The sequence below is a fragment of the Amycolatopsis sp. PS_44_ISF1 genome (assembly GCF_032335455.1).
Lineage (GTDB): Bacteria > Actinomycetota > Actinomycetes > Mycobacteriales > Pseudonocardiaceae > Amycolatopsis.
Map to the genome: position 1 here is coordinate 1,729,016 of NZ_JANUXO010000001.1, position 17,832 is coordinate 1,746,847.

General features: G+C 70.1%; 17 protein-coding genes. 14 read left to right on the plus strand and 3 right to left on the minus strand.

The window, feature by feature from the left end:
* Nucleotides 1-4: 4 nt before the first annotated feature.
* The 9 genes from NYF13_RS07775 (at nucleotide 5) to NYF13_RS07815 (ending at nucleotide 8,878) form a co-directional block, all read left to right on the plus strand.
* Complete coding sequence (locus NYF13_RS07775; protein WP_315655262.1) at nucleotides 5-757, plus strand: glycosyltransferase family 2 protein; 753 nt, start codon at nucleotides 5-7, stop codon at nucleotides 755-757.
* Nucleotides 758-766: 9 nt separating this feature from the next.
* Nucleotides 767-1,204, plus strand: coding sequence for a DUF2304 domain-containing protein (locus tag NYF13_RS07780; protein ID WP_315655263.1), 438 nt, complete (start codon nucleotides 767-769; stop codon nucleotides 1,202-1,204).
* Between the two features lie 44 nt (nucleotides 1,205-1,248).
* A complete protein-coding gene (locus NYF13_RS07785; RefSeq protein WP_315655264.1) occupies nucleotides 1,249-1,761 on the plus strand; it encodes a uridine kinase in 513 nt (170 codons plus the stop codon).
* A 320-nt stretch (nucleotides 1,762-2,081) separates the two neighbouring features.
* Nucleotides 2,082-3,752: an ABC transporter substrate-binding protein gene (locus NYF13_RS07790; protein ID WP_315655265.1), complete on the plus strand. Its 1,671-nt coding sequence runs from the start codon at nucleotides 2,082-2,084 to the stop codon at nucleotides 3,750-3,752.
* Between the two features lie 91 nt (nucleotides 3,753-3,843).
* On the plus strand, nucleotides 3,844-4,845 hold the full coding sequence (locus NYF13_RS07795) for an ABC transporter permease (protein ID WP_315655267.1): 1,002 nt from the start codon (nucleotides 3,844-3,846) through the stop codon (nucleotides 4,843-4,845).
* Nucleotides 4,842-5,777, plus strand: coding sequence for an ABC transporter permease (locus tag NYF13_RS07800; protein WP_315655269.1), 936 nt, complete (start codon nucleotides 4,842-4,844; stop codon nucleotides 5,775-5,777). Before NYF13_RS07795 ends, NYF13_RS07800 begins: the two co-directional genes overlap by 4 nt.
* A gap of 5 nt (nucleotides 5,778-5,782) precedes the next feature.
* Entirely contained in the window at nucleotides 5,783-6,778 is a 996-nt protein-coding gene (locus NYF13_RS07805; protein WP_315657255.1) for an ABC transporter ATP-binding protein, read from the plus strand.
* Nucleotides 6,775-7,902: an ABC transporter ATP-binding protein gene (locus NYF13_RS07810; protein WP_315655271.1), complete on the plus strand. Its 1,128-nt coding sequence runs from the start codon at nucleotides 6,775-6,777 to the stop codon at nucleotides 7,900-7,902. Before NYF13_RS07805 ends, NYF13_RS07810 begins: the two co-directional genes overlap by 4 nt.
* Before the next feature lie 334 nt (nucleotides 7,903-8,236).
* Nucleotides 8,237-8,878: a DedA family protein gene (locus NYF13_RS07815; protein WP_315655272.1), complete on the plus strand. Its 642-nt coding sequence runs from the start codon at nucleotides 8,237-8,239 to the stop codon at nucleotides 8,876-8,878.
* A gap of 52 nt (nucleotides 8,879-8,930) precedes the next feature.
* Here the strand turns inward: NYF13_RS07815 and NYF13_RS07820 are convergent, their stop codons facing one another.
* Nucleotides 8,931-9,833 carry an EamA family transporter gene (locus tag NYF13_RS07820; RefSeq protein WP_315655273.1) on the minus strand — a complete coding sequence of 301 codons (903 nt, stop codon included), beginning with the start codon at nucleotides 9,831-9,833 and terminating at the stop codon, nucleotides 8,931-8,933.
* An 88-nt stretch (nucleotides 9,834-9,921) separates the two neighbouring features.
* Here NYF13_RS07820 and NYF13_RS07825 point away from each other — a divergent pair, with 88 nt between their 5' ends.
* Nucleotides 9,922-10,827, plus strand: coding sequence for a LysR family transcriptional regulator (locus tag NYF13_RS07825; protein ID WP_315655274.1), 906 nt, complete (start codon nucleotides 9,922-9,924; stop codon nucleotides 10,825-10,827).
* 66 nt (nucleotides 10,828-10,893) lie between these two features.
* Here NYF13_RS07825 and leuA read toward each other — a convergent pair whose 3' ends face one another.
* The gene (leuA, locus tag NYF13_RS07830; RefSeq protein ID WP_315655275.1) at nucleotides 10,894-12,681 is read right to left on the minus strand and encodes a 2-isopropylmalate synthase; all 1,788 of its coding nucleotides are present in this window, start codon (nucleotides 12,679-12,681) and stop codon (nucleotides 10,894-10,896) included.
* Nucleotides 12,682-12,922: 241 nt separating this feature from the next.
* Here leuA and NYF13_RS07835 point away from each other — a divergent pair, with 241 nt between their 5' ends.
* Entirely contained in the window at nucleotides 12,923-13,303 is a 381-nt protein-coding gene (locus tag NYF13_RS07835; RefSeq protein WP_315655277.1) for a hypothetical protein, read from the plus strand.
* A 15-nt stretch (nucleotides 13,304-13,318) separates the two neighbouring features.
* Here NYF13_RS07835 and NYF13_RS07840 read toward each other — a convergent pair whose 3' ends face one another.
* A complete protein-coding gene (locus tag NYF13_RS07840; protein ID WP_315655278.1) occupies nucleotides 13,319-13,912 on the minus strand; it encodes a nitroreductase family protein in 594 nt (197 codons plus the stop codon).
* A gap of 248 nt (nucleotides 13,913-14,160) precedes the next feature.
* Between NYF13_RS07840 and NYF13_RS07845 the strand changes: the two genes are divergently transcribed.
* The 3 genes from NYF13_RS07845 to NYF13_RS07855 all read left to right on the plus strand — a co-directional run bounded on the left by NYF13_RS07845 (nucleotide 14,161) and on the right by NYF13_RS07855 (nucleotide 17,830).
* Nucleotides 14,161-15,426 carry an aspartate kinase gene (locus NYF13_RS07845; protein ID WP_315655279.1) on the plus strand — a complete coding sequence of 422 codons (1,266 nt, stop codon included), beginning with the start codon at nucleotides 14,161-14,163 and terminating at the stop codon, nucleotides 15,424-15,426.
* Nucleotides 15,426-16,466, plus strand: a complete 1,041-nt coding sequence (locus tag NYF13_RS07850; protein WP_315655280.1) for an aspartate-semialdehyde dehydrogenase — start codon at nucleotides 15,426-15,428, stop codon at nucleotides 16,464-16,466. Before NYF13_RS07845 ends, NYF13_RS07850 begins: the two co-directional genes overlap by 1 nt.
* 173 nt (nucleotides 16,467-16,639) lie before the next feature.
* A complete protein-coding gene (locus NYF13_RS07855; RefSeq protein WP_315655281.1) occupies nucleotides 16,640-17,830 on the plus strand; it encodes an RtcB family protein in 1,191 nt (396 codons plus the stop codon).
* The last annotated feature ends 2 nt before the right edge of the window (nucleotides 17,831-17,832 follow it).

The following is a 17,832-nucleotide window of genomic DNA, read 5'->3' on the forward strand; positions in this document are numbered from 1 at the left end:
TAGGATGACCGCCGTGTCCGAGACTTCCGTGAGCACTCGCCGGGTGCTGATCGTGATGCCCGCGCTGAACGAGCAGGCGAGCGTGGCCTCGGTGATCGGCCAGGTCAAAGCCGCTCTTCCGGAGACCGACGTGCTGGTCGTCGACGACGGTTCGGTGGACGAGACGGCCCGGCTGGCCCGGGCCGCCGGGGCCCAGGTCGCGCGGCTGGCGGTCAACCTCGGGGTCGGGGGCGCGATGCGCACCGGCTTCCGGTACGCGGTGGCCCACGGCTACGACGTCGTCGTGCAGGTGGACTCCGACGGTCAGCACGACCCGGAAGAGGTCGCCAGCCTGCTTCGCGGCCTCGACCAGGCCGACATCGTGATCGGCTCGCGGTTCGCGGGCAAGGGCTCGTACAAGGCCAGCGGCCCGCGCAAGTACGCGATGGTGGCGCTTTCGCTGGTGTTCTCACGACTCGCCGGCCGCAAGATCACCGACGTCACCTCCGGGTTCAAGGCCATGGGTCCGAAGGCCATCCGGCTGTTCGCCGCCTACTACCCGGCCGAGTACCTCGGCGACACGGTGGAATCGCTGGTGATGGCCATCCGCGCCAAGCTGGTCATCGCCGAGGTCCCGGTGCTCATGCGGGAGCGCACGGGCGGCATTCCCAGTCATTCGCCGGTGAAGTCGGCCGTGTACCTCAGCCGCGCCGGGCTCGCCCTGCTGCTCGCACTCGTCCGTCGCCGTCCGTCCGTCGACTCGTCCGACGCAGCGTAAGGGGATTCCATGGCCGGCTGGCAGATACTCAGCATCGTCGTCGCGTGCCTGGTGCTGTTCGTCGTCCTCGAGATGATGCGGCGCCGGAAGCTCCGGGAGAAGTACTCGGGCGTGTGGCTCCTGGTCGCCGTGGGCGTGGTGGTGCTGGCCGTCATCCCGCAGGCCGCCGAGTTCCTGGCCCGGATCACCGGCGTGCGGACGCCGTCGAACTTCGTCTTCCTGCTGGCCGGATTGGTGCTGGCGCTGGTCGCGCTGCACCTGTCCACCGAGGTCGGGCACTTGGAGGAGGAGGTCCGGACCTCGGTCGAGGAGATCGCGCTGCTGCGCTGCGAGCTCGAGGACGCCAAGCGGGAGCTCGAAACCCGGATCAGCGCGCTGGAAACCACGAACGCGACCCCGGACAGCGTCGCGTCGCTGACCGGATCGAGCCCCGCACGCGCACGCTGATCGCCACCCTCGAGGCCGCCCCGCCCCGGCTGGGCGACGTTCGGGTGCTCGCCTTCGACGGGCCGTCCGGCTCCGGGAAGTCGACCGCCGCGCTGGAAGCGCTTTCGCTGCTGGGCTCGCGGGCGGCGCTGGTGACCACGGATTCCTTCGCCACCTGGTCCTCGCCGGTTTCGTGGTGGCCGCGGCTGGTCGCGGGGGTGCTGGTACCACTCGCGGCCGGGCGAAGCGGCTCCTACCGGCGAACGGACTGGTCCACCGGGGTCCCACGACCGGGTGAGCGCGTGACCGTCGAAGTCCCGGAGATCCTTGTCCTGGAAGGGGTCTCCTGCGGCCGCCGCTCGATGCGGCCGCGGCTTTCCCTGCTGTGCTGGGTCGAAGGCGGCACCGAGGCCGAACGCCTGGCCGCTGCCGTGGCCCGGGACGGCGAGGCCCACCGCGCCGAACTGCGGAAGTGGCAGCTCTTCGAACGCGGCTGGTTCGCCGTGGACGGCACCCGGTCCGCGGCCGGAGCCCGGATCCCGGGCGCCACGCGGCTTTCCGGCGCGGCTGGTTCCTGACCCGGCGTCACCACGCCTCGATCGCCCGATGTGGTCCGAATCGATCCAGCCCAGTCATCCTGGCGCGATCGGCTCATTAGGCCATTTGGGTAGCCAATGCACCACTCCTCGTACCAAAAGGCCGAAAACGGCTACCCAGCGTGCACAATTCCGGACTGTTTGCGCTTATTTTGGCCGGTAAGTAGCGCGATCGTAACCTCACGTGCTTAAGTGCGGGCCGAGTTCCCGCTAGTGTCGGCGAACACACCGATCGTCCGGGGCCGTCCCGACCGACCGACCGGACGGTGACTACGAACCCGAACATTCCCAAGGGGTGCCAGATGCAGTTATTGCGGCTGACCCGAACGCGCCGTGCTGCCCTGATCGGGCTCGCCGGGGCGATCGCGGTTTCGCTGACCGGGTGCGCGCAGTCCCAGCGCGACGAGGCCGGAGGCGGTGGCACCGGGGGGACGATGGTCTTCGGTGACACCGGCAACCCGAAGATGTTCGACCCGGTCTTCAACGACGACGGCGAGACGTTCCGGATCACCCGGCAGATGCTGGACACGCTGATCCAGAACAAGCCCGGTTCCGCCCAGCTCGAGCCCTCGCTCGCCACCAAGTGGGAGCCGAGCAACGACAGCAAGACCTGGACCTTCACCCTCAAGCAAGGGGTCAAGTTCAGCGACGGCACCCCGTTCGACGCCGCGGCGGTCTGCTTCAACTTCAACCGCTGGTTCAACATGAAGGGCGCGGCCGCCCAGAGCCAGATGATCTACTACGGCGACGTCTTCGAGGGTTTCGCCAACAACGAAGGCGACGCCAGCGGCCAGCCCGTGTTCAAGAGCTGCGACGCCCCGAAGGCCGACACCGCGGTGCTGAACCTGAACAAGGCCAAGGGTGCTTTCCCGGCCGCGTTCACGCTGCCCTCGTTCGCGATGCAGAGCCCGGCCGCGCTGAAGCAGTTCAACGCGGACCAGGTCACGCAGTCCGGGGACTCGTTCTCCTACAGCGATTACGCCTACAAGCACGTGACCGGCACCGGCCCGTTCAAGTTCGACAACTGGGACCAGGGCAAGGGCGAGATCACGCTGGTCCGCAACGACACCAGCGCCGAGCCGGCCAAGCTCGACAAGCTCGTGTTCAAGGTCATCCCGGACGAGAACGCCCGCAAGCAGGCGCTGAAGGCCGGTGACATCCAGGGTTACGACTTCCCGGCGCCCGCCGACTACGGCCTGCTGCGCAACGAGGGCGAGCAGGTGCTCATCCGCCCCTCGTTCAACGTGCTCTACCTGGGCATCAACCAGTCGGGCAACCCGAAGCTGCAGGACGTCCGGGTCCGCCAGGCGCTGGCCTACGGCATCAACCGCGACCAGTTCGTGAAGTCCAAGCTGGCCGAGGGCTCCGAGGTCGCCACCGAGTTCGTGCCCAAGGCGGTCGAGGGCTACACCGACGACGTCACCAAGTACCCGTACGACCCGCAGAAGGCCAAGCAGCTGCTGGCCGAGGCGGGCGCGTCGGACCTGACGCTGAAGTTCTACTACCCGACCGAGGTCACCCGGCCCTACATGCCGAACCCGGCCGACACCTTCACCGCGATCTCCGAGGACCTCAAGGGCATCGGCATCAAGATCCAGCCGGTCGCGGAGCCGTGGAACGGCGGGTACAAGGACGACGTCCAGAAGTTCCACAAGCAGGACATCCACCTGCTCGGCTGGACCGGTGACTACAACGACGCGGGCAACTTCGTCGGCACGTTCTTCGGCCGCGAGAAGCCGGAATTCGGGTTCAAGAACCCGGAGCTGTTCTCCGCCCTCGCCGCCGCCGACGCGGCTCCGGCCGGCGACCAGCACACCCAGGCCTACCAGACGGCGAACAAGCAGATCATGCAGTTCCTGCCCGCCATCCCGATCGCGTACCCGACTCCCGCCATCGTGGTCGGACCGAAGGTCAAGGGCGTGGTCGCCAGCCCGCTCACCGACGAACGATTCAACAACGTCACTCTCGGCTGACGTGGACCGCTGAGCAGCCAGGCCAAGGGGCAGGTGCGAGGAGCGCCTGCCCTTTGGCCACGTTCCCGGGCTGGTTTACAAAGGACTGAAAGTGCTCCGTTTCCTCGTGCGTCGGGTGCTGCAAGCCATTCCGACGCTGCTCATCCTGTCCGTTCTGGTGTTCGCCTGGTTGCGTTCCCTGCCCGGCGGCCCGGCCGCCGCGCTGCTGGGTGACAAGGCGACGCCGGAGAAGATCGCCAACCTCAACCACGTGCTCGGCCTCGATCAGCCGATCATCCTGCAGTACTTCAAGTTCCTCGGCCGCGCCGCCACCGGCGACTTCGGCAATTCGCTGGTCTCCGCGCAGCCGGTGATGTCGGAGATCGGCACGTTCCTGCCCGCCACGATCGAGCTGGGCTTCTCGGCGATGATCATCGCGATCGTCCTGGGCGTGCCGTTCGGCTACCTGGCCGCGCGCTACCGCGGCGGGATCGCGGACAACATCATCATCGTGCTGACCCTGATCGGGGTCGCGGTGCCGGTGTTCTTCCTCGGCTACACCATGCAGGACCTGATCTCGGCCCCACTGGGTCTGCCGTCGCAGGGCCGCCAGGCGCCGGGTATCGACGCCACCAGCATCACCAACTTCGCCATCCTCGACGGCATCATGACCAGCGAGTGGGACGCGGTCTGGGACGCGATCAAGCACCTGGTCCTGCCGGCGTTCGCGCTGGCCACGATCCCGCTCGCGGTGATCACCCGGATCACCCGGGCCTCGGTGCTCGAGGTGTTCAACGAGGACTTCATCCGCACGGCCAACTCCAAGGGCCTGACCCAGCAGGTGGTCCGGCAACGGCACGTGCTGCGCAACGCCCTGCTGCCGGTGGTCACCACCATCGGCCTGCAGACCGGCGCGCTGCTCGGCGGTGCGGTGCTGACCGAGCGGGTGTTCAACTTCCGCGGCCTCGGGTTCCTGCTCGCCGAGGGCATCGAACGGCATGACTACCCCCGGCTGCAGGCGTTGCTGTTGTTCGGGGCACTGGTCTACGTGCTGGTGAACATGCTGGTCGACGTCTCGTACGGGATCATCGACCCGAGGGTGCGTGTGCGATGAACACTCTGCTGAACAAGAAGAAGGAACCGATCGACCAGCTCGCCGCGGCCAGTGCGAGCGGGCGCAGCCTCGGTGCCGAGGCCTTCCGGCGGATGCTGCGCAGCCCGGTGGCCATCACCGGCGGGGTGATCACCCTGCTGTTCGTGCTGCTGGCGATCTTCGCGCCGCTGCTGGCCCCGAAGGACCCGCAGACGCGGTACCTGCAGGACCAGGTCCAGCTCGGCCGGGGGATCATCCCGGGCGCGCAGCCCGGCTTCCCGCTGGGCGTGGACGACTTCGGCCGCGACTTCCTGTCCCGGCTGCTGGTCGGCGCGCAGCAGACGCTGCTGGTCGGCGTGCTGGCCACGCTCATCGGCGTGCTGCTGGGGGTGATCATCGGCGGTCTGGCCGGTGCCTTCGGCGGCTGGGTCGACACCGTCCTCATGCGACTGGTCGACGTGCTGCTTTCGTTCCCGTCGCTGCTGCTGGCCGTGTCGATCGCGGCGCTGTTCGCGAAGCCGAGCCAGTGGACGGTCATCCTGGCCGTGTCGATCATCGGCGTGCCGATCTTCGCGCGGCTGCTGCGCGGCTCCATGCTCGCGCAGCGGGAGGCCGACCACGTGCTGGCGGCGACCTCGCTGGGGGTGAAGCGCACGACGATCGTCTTCCGGCACATGCTGCCGAACTCGCTGGGACCGGTGATCGTGCAGGCCACGCTCACCCTGGCCACGGCGATCCTGGAGGCCGCGGCGCTGTCGTTCCTCGGCCTGGGCGACCCGGACCCGACCCGCTCGGAGTGGGGGCTGATGCTGGGCAACGCCGCGCGCCAGTTCCTCGACATCCGCCCCGAGCTGGCGTACTACCCGGCCGTCGCGATCATCGTGGTGGCCCTCGGGTTCACGCTGCTCGGCGAGTCCCTGCGTGAAGCCCTCGACCCGAAGAACCGGCGGTGAACCCCGTGGCCCTGCTCGAAGTCCGCGATCTCAAGGTCGTGTTCCAGCGCCGTGGTGAGGATCCGTTCACCGCGGTCGACGGCGTCACCTTCGACGTCGAGCCCGGCCAGACGGTCGGGCTGGTCGGCGAGTCCGGCTGCGGCAAGTCGGTGACCTCGCTGGCGATCATGCGGCTGCTGGCCAAGCGCGGCAACCAGGTCAGCGGTTCGGTGTCGTTCGAGGGCACCGACCTGATGAAGATCTCCGACCGCGAGATGCGGGACCGGCGCGGCCGCGACCTGGGCATGGTGTTCCAGGACCCGCTGTCCTCGCTGAACCCGGTGATCCCGATCGGGCTGCAGATCACCGAGGTGCTCGAACGCCACCGCGGTCTTTCGCGCAGCAAGGCGAAGATCGAGGCGACGGAGCTGCTGGACAAGGTCGGCATCCCCGACCCGTCCCGGCGGCTGTCGGAGTACCCGCACCAGCTCTCCGGCGGGATGCGCCAGCGCGCGCTGATCGCGATCGCGCTGGCCTGCCGGCCGCGGCTGCTCATCGCGGACGAGCCGACCACCGCGCTCGACGTGACCATCCAGGCCCAGATCCTCGCGCTGCTGCGGGAGCTGGTGCAGGACACCGGCACCGCGCTGATCATGATCACGCACGACCTCGGGGTGGTCGCCGGGCTGTGCGACCAGGTCAACGTGCTCTACGGCGGGCGGATCGTGGAACGGGCCGAGCGGCACGCGCTGTTCGCCGAGCCGCGCCACCCCTACACCCACGGCCTGCTCGCCTCGATCCCGCGCCTGGACCAGGGCCGGGGCGAGAAGCTGGTGCCGATCCAGGGCTCGGTCTCGGACAACATCCCGTGGGACGGCGGCTGCGCGTTCGCGCCGCGCTGCCCCAACGCGCTGCCGGTGTGCCGGGAGCGTTCGCCGGAGCTGACGGCCGAAGACCACCGCCTGCTGCGCTGCCACAACCCGGTCAAGCCCGCCGTGGCTGCCGGAGGGGGGACCCGATGACCGAGTCCAGCACCATCGAGCCGAGCCCCGAGGTCCTGCTCGAGGTCACCGGCCTCAAGGTGCACTTCCCGATCAAGCGGGGGGTGGTGGTCGACCGCACGGTCGGGCACGTGTTCGCCGTGGACGGCGTGGACCTGGCGATCCGCCGCGGCGAGACCTACGGGCTGGTGGGTGAGTCCGGCTGCGGCAAGTCCACGCTCGGCCGGGCGATCCTGCGGCTGAACGAGCCGACGGCGGGCCAGGTCGTGTTCGACGGCACCGACGTGGCCCAGCTCAAGGGCGAGAAGCTGCGCAAGGCCCGGCGGCGGATGCAGATGATCTTCCAGGACCCGATGTCCAGCCTCGACCCGCGCCAGTCGGTGGAGTCGATCCTGCTCGAGGGCATGCACGCGCACGGCCTCGACCAGGACGAGGAGACCACCCAGGCGCGGCTGCGGGAGCTGCTGGGCGCGGTCGGGCTGCCCGAGACCTCGTTGCGCAAGTACCCGCACGAGTTCTCCGGCGGGCAGCGCCAGCGCATCGGCATCGCGCGGGCGCTGGCGGTCGAGCCGGACCTGATCGTGGCCGACGAGCCGGTGTCCGCGCTGGACGTGTCGGTGCAGGCCCAGGTGGTCAACCTGCTGGAGGACCTGCAGAACGAGCTGGGCCTGACCTACCTGGTGATCGCGCACGACCTCGCCGTGGTGCGCCACATCTCCGACCGCATCGGCGTGATGTACCTGGGCGCGCTGGTCGAGGAGACCACGGCGGCCGAGCTGTACGAGAACCCGCTGCACCCGTACACCCGGGCGCTGCTCTCGGCCATCCCGGTGCCGGACCCGGTCGTGGAGGACACCCGCGAGCAGATCCTGCTGGCGGGCGACCTGCCTTCGCCGGCCAACCCGCCGACCGGCTGCCGCTTCCACACGCGGTGCCCGTGGCGGCAGGCCAGCCTGTGCGACACCGACCGCCCGCAGTTGCGGGAGATCGGCGCGGGTCACCGCGTGGCCTGCCACTACGCCGAGGACATCCGCGACGGCCGCATCAGCCCGCACGAGGTGAAGCCGGAGCTGGTGGAGGTCACCGGTGCGGTGAGCCCCGACGTCGGCCCCCCGGACGTCGGCTCGGTGACGGAAATCCTCTAGCCCCGGCGAAATCGGCGGCCGGTCCACAGTGGACCGATCGCCGATTTCGGCCGGGCGGGTCGGCCGCGGCGCGGCAGCGGGCCGCCCGGGGGGCGAGGGCGAGCCGAACCCGCCCGCGGGCACTCCGGCCGCTCGGCCCGTAGCGGCTGCCGGTCGCGCTCGCCGAGGCGCCGCCGATGCCGGACTTCCCGTGAATCGTTCCGTTTTGCGGTTTTTGTCCGGAAAACCGGGTTGACGGAAGACCCCAACCCCGCCCCGAGGCGGACGCCAGGCCGGGCGGGCCCCGGTAGGCTGCGAGGACCAGGCACGAATCCGGCGAGTTGGGAGCAGGCGAGTGAGCATCGACCACGTGCTGGAGGCGATTCCTCCGCTGTCGGTCTATCTGGTGGTGGGCCTCGTGGTGATGGTGGAAAGCCTCGGGATCCCCCTGCCGGGTGAAGTCGTGCTGGTCAGCGCCGCCCTGCTGGCCTCGTCGCACAGCGGCCTGAACCCGTTGTGGATCGGGGCGCTGGCCAGCGCGGGCGCGATCATCGGCGACAGCATCGGCTACCTGATCGGCCGGAAGGGCGGGAAGCGGCTGTTCGACTGGGCCGGGCGCAAGTTCCCCAAGCACTTCGGCCCGCAGCACGTCGCGAACGCCGAGCGGATGTTCCACAAACGCGGAATGTGGGCCGTGTTCTTCGGCCGCTTCATCGCGGTGCTGCGCATCCTCGCCGGCCCGCTCGCCGGCTCGCTGAACATGCACTACCCGCGCTTCCTGATCGCGAACGCCCTCGGCGGCATCATCTGGGCCGGCGGCACCACGGCGCTGATCTACTACCTGGGCGTCGTCGCGGACAAGTGGCTGAAGGGCTTCCAGTGGGCCGGTCTCGGCCTCGCGCTGGTCGTCGGCGTGGTCGTGACGCTGGTGCTGAAGAAGCGCATGTCCCGCAACCACGACGAGACGCCGACGGAGAAGGACGACGCGGTCGCCTGAAAGCCGCGCGAGCGGCCGGCCACGATGGCCGGTGGGGCCGGACCTGAACCCTTCAGGCCGGCAACAGCTCCTCCTCCGGGGCCAGGACCGGCTTGCGGCGCAGGGAGCCGATCAGCACCCCGCCGATGACCACAGCCGCGGCGACGATCTCCAGCCGGCTCGGCTGCTCGTCCAGCACGAGGTACGAGGCGGTCAGCCCGACCACCGGCACCAGCAGGGAGAACGGCGCGACCACGCCCGCGGGGTTGCGGCGCATCAGGGTGGTCCAGATGCCGGAGCCGGCGACGGTGCCGAGCAGCACCACGTAGGCCAGCCCGGCCACCCCGACCAGGCCGGTCGGGGTGGCCAGGGTGCTCAGCGAACGCCACTGCGCGGCCGGGCCCTCCAGGACCAGTGAGAGGCCGAACATCGGCAGCGGCGGCACCACCGACATCCACAACGTCAGGTGCAGCGGGTTGTCCGGCTCCGCGCGGCGCAGGCTCAGGTTGCCGAACGCCCAGCTCAGGGCGGCCAGCAGGGTCAGGATCACCGGCAGCAGCGCGGCGTGCCCGGCCTGCTGCCAGGCGATCGCCGACAGGCCGGCGACGGCCAGCAGGATGCCGGTCAGCTGGCGGCCGGACACGCGTTCGCGCAGCAGGACCGCACCGAGCAGCACGGTGAACGGCGCCGAAGCCTGGAGCACCAGGGAGGCCAGCCCGGTCGGCATGCCGGTGTCCATGGCGATGAACAGGAAGGCGAACTGGCCGGTGCCGAACCCCAGCCCGTAGCCGAGCAGGTGTCGCAGCTTCACCCGCGGCCACGGCACGAACAGCACGGTCGGCAGCGCGATCACGGCGAACCGCAGCGCGCCCGCGAACACGGGCGGGAACTGGCCGAGGGTGGCGTGGATGGCGAGGAAGTTGCCGCCCCACAGGACGGCGACGAGCACGGCGAGCAGACGGTCACGGGCGGGCATGGCCCCCACTGTGCCGACCACGACCGTGAAGCACCAGCGCGAATATCTGCACTGACCGTGCAGTTCTGCTTCAACTACGCTGACCGGCGTGGACCTCGGAAGACTGCGGATGCTGCGTGAGTTCGCCGACCGCGGCAGCGTGACGGCGGCGGCGCGGGCACTGCACTGCTCGCCGTCCGCGGTTTCCCAGCAATTGCGGGCGTTGCAGGGTGAGGTCGGCGTGACCCTGACCGAGCCGGCCGGGCGGGGGCTGCGGCTCACCGACGCGGGCCGCGCGCTGGTCGCCCGCGCCGACGAGGTGCTGGCGGCCTTGGACCGGGCGGAATCGGAGCTGGACGCCTATCGCCGCGCGCCGCGGGGCCGGGTGCGGATCGCGATCTTCCAGTCGGCCGGCCTGATGCTGCTGCCGGGGCTGCTCCACCGCATCGCGGCGCACGACGGGCTCGAAGTGGACGTCCGCGATGTCGACATGACGCCCCCGGAGGTCCCCGGCCTGCTCGCGGACTACGACGTGGTCGTGGCCCATCGCGACGAGCACGCGCCCGAGTTCCGGTCCGACCGGCTGGAGTTTCTCCCCTTGCTGCGCGAACCACTCGACGTCGCGCTCCCGACCGGGCACCGCCTGGCTCGTCACCGCCGGGTGGACCTGGCCGAACTGGCCGAAGAACGGTGGATCAGCGTCGACCGCGGCTTCCCGGTCGACGACGTGCTGCGCTCACTGACCGTCCGCACCGGCGTGCGCCCGCGGATCGTCCAGCGCATCAACGACTTCCGCATCACCGAACGCCTGGTCGCGGCCGGCCACGGGATCGCGCTGCTGCCCCGCCACACCATGGACACCCGCCGGGGCAGCGGCCTGGTCGGCCGCCCGCTGGCCGGCATCCGCGCCGCCCGCCTGGTCGAAGCGGTCTGCCGCACGGGGGCGACCTCCCGCCCGGCGGTGGTGACGGTGCTGGAGGAGTTGCGGGCGGAGGTGGCGGAGCTGACCGCGTGAGGGAACCGGAGGGCGGCCGCCCCCCGGTTCGGGGTCGGCCGGAACGGTCCGGCCGACCCCCGGCGGCTACCGGTTGGCGCGGTTGACCGCGCTGACCACCGCGCGCAGCGAGGCGGTCACGATCGACGGGTCGACACCGATGCCCCAGAACACCCGGTCCGAGATCGCGCACTCGATGTACGACGCGGCGCGCGCGTCGTCACCCGGGGTCAGGGTGTGCTCGCTGTAGTCCAGCAGCCGCAGGTCGAAGCCGACGGTCGAGAGCGCGTCGAAGAACGCCGCGATCGGGCCGTTGCCGCGGCCGGTGATGTCGTGCTCGTCGCCGTCGACCTTGACCGTGGCCTCCAGGTCGTACTCGCCGCCGCCGTTGTCCGTGACCCGCTGGCGGATCAGCTCCAGCGGCGTCTTCAGCTCCAGGTACTCGGCGGCGAACGCGTTCCACATCGTCGCCGGGTCGACCTCGCCGCCCGCGGTGTCGGTGTGGCGCTGGACCACCTTCGAGAACTCGATCTGCAACCGGCGCGGCAGGTCGAACTGGTGCTCGGCCTTCATGATGTAGGCGACCCCGCCCTTGCCGGACTGCGAGTTGACCCGGATCACCGCCTCGTACGTGCGGCCGACGTCCTTCGGGTCGATCGGCAGGTACGGTACCTCCCAGGGGTACTCGTCCAGCGGTACGCCCTGCTGGCCGGCCGCATCCTTCAACGCGTCCAGGCCCTTGTTGATCGCATCCTGGTGGCTGCCGGAGAACGCGGTGAAGACCAGGTCACCGCCCCACGGGGAGCGCTCCGGCACCGGCAGCTGGTTGCAGTACTCGACCGTGCGCTTGATCTCGTCCATGTCGGAGAAGTCGATCTGCGGGTCGATGCCCTGGCTGTAGAGGTTCATGCCCAGCGCGACCAGGTCGACGTTGCCGGTGCGCTCGCCGTTGCCGAACAGGCAGCCTTCGATCCGGTCGGCGCCGGCCTGGTAGCCCAGCTCGGCGGCGGCGATGCCGGTGCCGCGGTCGTTGTGCGGGTGCAGCGACAGGATCACCGAGTCGCGGCGGGCCAGGTTGCGGCTCATCCACTCGATCGAGTCGGCGTACACGTTCGGCGTCGCCATCTCGACGGTCGCCGGCAGGTTCAGGATCACCGGCTTCTCCGGCGTCGGCTGCCAGATCTCGGTGACGGCGTCGCACACCTCGACCGCGTACGACAGCTCGGTGCCGGTGTAGGACTCGGGCGAGTACTGGAAGCGGAAGTCGGTGTCCGGCTGCTTCGCGGCCAGCTCGAGGACCATCTCCGCGGCCTGCGTCGCGATCTTCTTGATGCCCTCGCGCTCCTCGCGGAACACCACGCGGCGCTGCAGGATCGAAGTCGAGTTGTAGATGTGGACGATCGCGCGGGGCGCGCCCTCCAGCGATTTGAACGTGCGCTCGATCAGCTCCGGGCGGCACTGGGTCAGCACCTGGATGCTGACGTCGTCCGGGATCGCGCCCTCTTCGACGATCTCGCGGACGAAGTCGAAGTCCGTCTGCGAGGCGGCCGGGAAGCCGACCTCGATCTCCTTGTAGCCCATGCGGACCAGCAGGTCGAAGAACTTGCGCTTGCGCGCGGGCGACATCGGGTCGATCAGGGCCTGGTTGCCGTCACGCAGGTCGACCGCGCACCACAGCGGCGCGCGCTCGATGCGCCGGGCCGGCCAGGTGCGGTCGGGCAGGTCGATGTCCTCGACCAGCTCGTGCCACGGGCGGTAGCGGTGCACCGGCATCGACGTGCCGCGCTGCGGGTTCCAGGCCGGCTGGCCGGGGGCGCCGGGACGCGAAGGGGTGCGGATGCGGCTGGTGGACGTACGAGGATCGGGCGCGCTCATGGGGAAGGGTCTCCTGAGGATGGGTGCTTACGACCGGCACCACCAAGCCCCGCGACGAGGAGCCGGTCCTGGTCAGGCCCCGTCGCGGCAGCGAAGCAGGAGAGCACGCGCCACGCGCCCACTTTAACCACGGACCGCCACCGTTGGGAAGCCGCCTCCGGGATCGAACTGTTACCCCTGGTGGGCCGTGGGTGTTACCAGCGGGTAGCGGCTGGGCGCCCGACGTGTCAAACTGCGCGGCATGGCCGAGCATGCCGAAGCGGAACCTGAAGAGGTGGCCGAGCCCAAGCCGAAGCGGGCGCCGATCGACTGGCGCCGGGGCCGTGAACAGGTCTTTTCCCCCCTGGCCTCGATCGTGCGGTGGATCGGGCTGATCTTCGCCGCGCTGCTCGTGCTGCACGTGATCTTCGTGATCGGCGAGGCCAACGCGGCCAACGGCATCGTGTCGTTCGTCCGGAGCTGGGCCGACGGGCTGTCCCTCGGCTTCAAGGACCTGTTCACCCCGAGTGACGCCAAGCTGCGGGTGCTGGTGAACTACGGCATCGCGGCCGTCTTCTGGCTGGTCGTGTCCGCGATCCTGGCCCGGATCATCCGCCGGATCGGCGGCATCGGCGCCGCCTGAGCCGCCGGTCTCCCGTCACGGGGTGACGGGCTCGCCCCAGCGGTCGCCGAAGGCGAATTCCTCCAGTGGCAGCCGGTGTCGAGCGGCCCGTTCGCGCTCGACCCCTCGCTCGTCCTCCAGCACCGACGCGTCGGCCAGCGTGCCGACGGCGATGGCGATCCGGGGCACGGCCTCGTCCGGCAGCCCGAACGAAGAGCGCACCGCGTCCGCGGAGAAGCCCGCCATCTGGTGCGCGACCAGGCCCAGCTCCACGGCCTGGAGCACCAGGTTCTCGCTGGCCAGGCCCAGTCCGTAATCGGCGTACGGGACCTCGCCCTTTTCGTTCGAGGTCACCGTGACGCCGATCAGCAGCGCGCTCGCGCGGAACGCCCAAGCCTGGTTCCCCGGGTTCAGCGCCTCGAGGATCAGGGTGAACGCGCGGTCGCCGCGGCGACCGGCCAGGTACCGGGCCGGCTGGGTGTTGCCGAAGGACGGCGCCCAGCGGGCGGCCTCCAGCAGGGCGGTCAGTTGCGGGCCGGTCAGCTCGGCCGCGGCGTCGAAGGCGCGGGGGCTCCAGCGCTCGGCGACGGCCGGCAGCAGGGGGACACTCGTCTCGGCGGATTTGCGCACAGGCCCACCGTAGTGCCGCCGGTGGGGAGCACCGCCGGTAGTGCTTTCCATCACTCCGGCGGAAGGGCTCCGAGCATTTCGGCGGCGTCGAGGAAGTTTTACCGGGAACCGGCCCTCCTTCGGTGGCCGCCGCCACTCGATGGGGTGGCGGGTGGCTCCCGCCCCGGTAGGCTTTTCCCAAATGAAGGGGTGCGGGGGCTCCTGGGTGCCCATCAGGAGCTGACCCGGCCCGTCTAGGAGGTTCGGGCGTGGCCCTCGTGGTCCAGAAGTACGGCGGATCGTCGCTGGAAAGTGCCGACCGGATCAAGCGCGTGGCGGAGCGCATCGTCGCCACCAAGAAGGCGGGCAACAGCGTCGTCGTGGTGTGCTCGGCGATGGGTGACACCACCGACGAGCTGCTCGACCTGGCGCAGCAGGTGAACCCGGCGCCGCCGGAGCGGGAGATGGACATGCTGCTCACCGCCGGTGAGCGCATCTCGAACTCGCTGGTCGCCATGGCCATCGCGGCCCAGGGGGCCGAGGCCTGGTCGTTCACCGGCTCGCAGGCCGGCGTGGTCACCACGTCGGTGCACGGCAACGCGCGCATCATCGACGTCACCCCGAGCCGCGTCACCGTGGCGCTCGAACAGGGCTACGTCGCGCTGGTGGCCGGTTTCCAGGGCGTGGCCCAGGACACCAAGGACATCACCACGCTCGGCCGCGGTGGCTCGGACACCACCGCCGTCGCGCTGGCCGCGGCGCTGAACGCGGACGTGTGCGAAATCTATTCCGATGTGGACGGTGTGTACACCGCCGACCCGCGGATCGTGCCGAACGCCCGGAAGCTCGACACCATCCCGTACGAGGAGATGCTGGAGCTGGCCGCGAGCGGGTCGAAGATCCTGCACCTGCGCTCGGTCGAGTACGCGCGCCGCTACGACGTTCCGATCCGAGTCCGTTCTTCCTACAGCGACAAGCCGGGCACCACCGTGGCCGGTTCAATCGAGGAGATCCCCGTGGAACAAGCGCTGATCACCGGTGTGGCGCACGACCGCTCCGAGGCCAAGATCACGGTCACCGGAGTGCCGGACACCGCCGGCGCGGCGGCCCGGATCTTCCGGGTGATCGCCGACGCCGAGATCGACATCGACATGGTGCTGCAGAACGTGTCCAGCACGGTGTCGGGCCGCACCGACATCACCTTCACCCTGACCAAGTCCAACGGCGCCAAGGCGGTCAAGGAGCTGGAGAAGGTCAAGGCCGAGATCGGTTTCGATTCGGTGCTCTACGACGACCACGTCGGCAAGGTCTCGCTGGTCGGCGCAGGCATGCGCTCGCACCCCGGCGTGACCGCGACGTTCTGCGAGGCGCTGGCCCGCTCCGGGGTGAACATCGAGATCATCAACACTTCGGAGATCCGGATCTCGGTGCTGATCCGCGACTCGCAGCTCGACGAGGCCGTGCGCGCGATCCACGAGGCGTTCGAGCTGGGCGGCGACGAGGAAGCGGTGGTCTACGCGGGGAGTGGTCGCTGATGGCCGGCGAGCTTCGCGTCGGTGTGGTCGGGGCGACCGGCCAGGTCGGTGCCGTGATGCGGAAACTGCTGGCGGAGCGGGACTTCCCGGTGGCGGAGATGCGGTACTTCGCGTCCCCGCGCTCGGCGGGTAGCACCCTGCCGTGGCGGGACACCGAGATCGTGGTCGAGGACGCGGCCACCGCGGATCCGTCCGGTTTGGACATCGCGTTGTTCTCCGCGGGCGGCGCGACTTCGCGGGAGCAGTCGCCGCGGTTCGCCGCCGCGGGGGTGACGGTGATCGACAACTCCTCGGCCTTCCGGCGCGACCCGGACGTGCCGCTGGTGGTCAGCGAGGTGAACCCCGAAGCGATCAAGCTCGCCGGGCGGGGGATCATCGCGAACCCCAACTGCACCACCATGGCCGCGATGCCGGTGCTCAAGCCGCTGCACGACGAGGCGGGCCTGCTCCGGCTGGTCGCCAGCACCTACCAGGCGGTCTCCGGCAGCGGACTGGCCGGTGTCGACGAGCTGGCGGCCCAGGTGAACGCCGTCGCCACCCGCGCGGCTTCGCTGACCCACGACGGCTCCGCGGTCGAATTCCCCGCCCCGGCCAAGTACGCCGCCCCGATCGCGTTCAACGTCCTGCCGCTGGCCGGATCCATTGTGGACGACGACTCGTTCGAGACCGACGAAGAGCAGAAGCTGCGCAACGAGAGCCGCAAGATCCTCGGCCTGCCGGACCTGCTGGTGTCGGGCACCTGCGTGCGCGTCCCGGTGTTCACCGGCCACGCGCTCTCGGTGAACGTGGAGTTCGAGCGCCCCCTCTCGGTCGCCCGCGCGACCGAGCTGCTCTCGCACGCGCCGGGGGTCGAGCTGTCGGACGTGCCGACCCCGTTGCAGGCGGCGGGGGCCGATCCCAGCTTCGTCGGGCGCATCCGGTCGGACCCGGGGGTGCCGGGCGGACGAGGGCTGGCGCTGTTCCTGACCGCGGACAACCTGCGCAAGGGCGCGGCGCTGAACGCGGTGCAGATCGCGGAGTTGATCGCCGCCGATCGCTGAACCCGGCCACCTCGAAGGGGCTCTCGGCCACATCCGGCCGGGAGCCCCTCGGTGCGTCCGGACGAGGAAGTCTCGTCGTTGCCGCGGGCTCCTCCCTCCCGGCAAACCGGTTGTCCACATCGGCCTGCTCGAGGATGCTGGGACGAAGTTGTTCTTCTTAGGGAAGGAAAGTCATGTACACCGCGGTCGAAGGCGCACGCGTGCCGATCCGGATGTGGGCGGACCCCGCGTCGGTCGAAGAGCAGGCGATGCGACAGCTGCGCAATGTCGCCAACCTGCCGTGGGTGCACGGCGTCGCGGTCATGCCCGACGTCCACTACGGCAAGGGGGCGACCGTCGGCAGCGTGATCGCCATGCGTGACGCGGTGTCCCCGGCGGCGGTCGGCGTCGACATCGGGTGCGGGATGAGCGCGGTCCGCACCTCGCTCACGGCCGCGGACCTGCCGGACGACCTGAGCCGGCTGCGCCGTCGCATCGAATCGGCCGTGCCGGTCGGGTTCGGGCTGCACCGGACGCCGGTGAACCCGGCCAAGGTGCACGGCGTCGGCGGCTGGGACGCGTTCTGGAAGTCCTTCGGCGAACTGCACCCCTGTGTGCAGGAGCTGGGCGAGCGCGCGGCGCGGCAGATCGGCAGCCTCGGCGGCGGCAACCACTTCATCGAGGTCTGCCTCGAACAGGGCGGTGCCGACGCGGGCCGGGTCTGGCTGATGCTGCACTCTGGTTCGCGCAACATCGGCAAGGAGCTGGCCGAGCGGCACATGGCCGTGGCGCGGAAGCTGCCGCACAACCGCGACCTGCCGGACCCCGACCTGTCGGTGTTCATCGCCGGCACGCCGGAGATGCAGGCCTACCGGCGCGACCTGTTCTGGGCGCAGGACTACGCGGCGCGCAACCGCGCCACGATGGTCGCGCTGGTCGAGCTGGCCGTGGCCGAGGTGGTCCCCGGGACCACGTTCGACGACGCCATCTCCTGCCACCACAACTACGTGGCCGAGGAGAACTACGACGGCGTCGACCTGCTCGTCACCCGCAAGGGCGCGATCCGGGCGGGCTCCGGTGACCTCGGGATCATCCCGGGCAGCATGGGCACGGGCTCCTACATCGTGCGCGGGCTGGGCAACCGGTCCTCGTTCGAGTCGGCCTCGCACGGCGCGGGACGGCGGATGTCGCGCAGCAAGGCGAAGAAGACCTTCACCGCGGCCGACCTCGCGGCGCAGACCGAGGGCGTCGAATGCCGCAAGGACTCGGGGGTGGTCGACGAGATCCCGGCCGCCTACAAGGACATCGAGACGGTGATCAAGGCGCAGACGGACCTCGTCGAAGTGGTCGCGCACCTCAAGCAGGTGGTCTGCGTCAAGGGCTGACC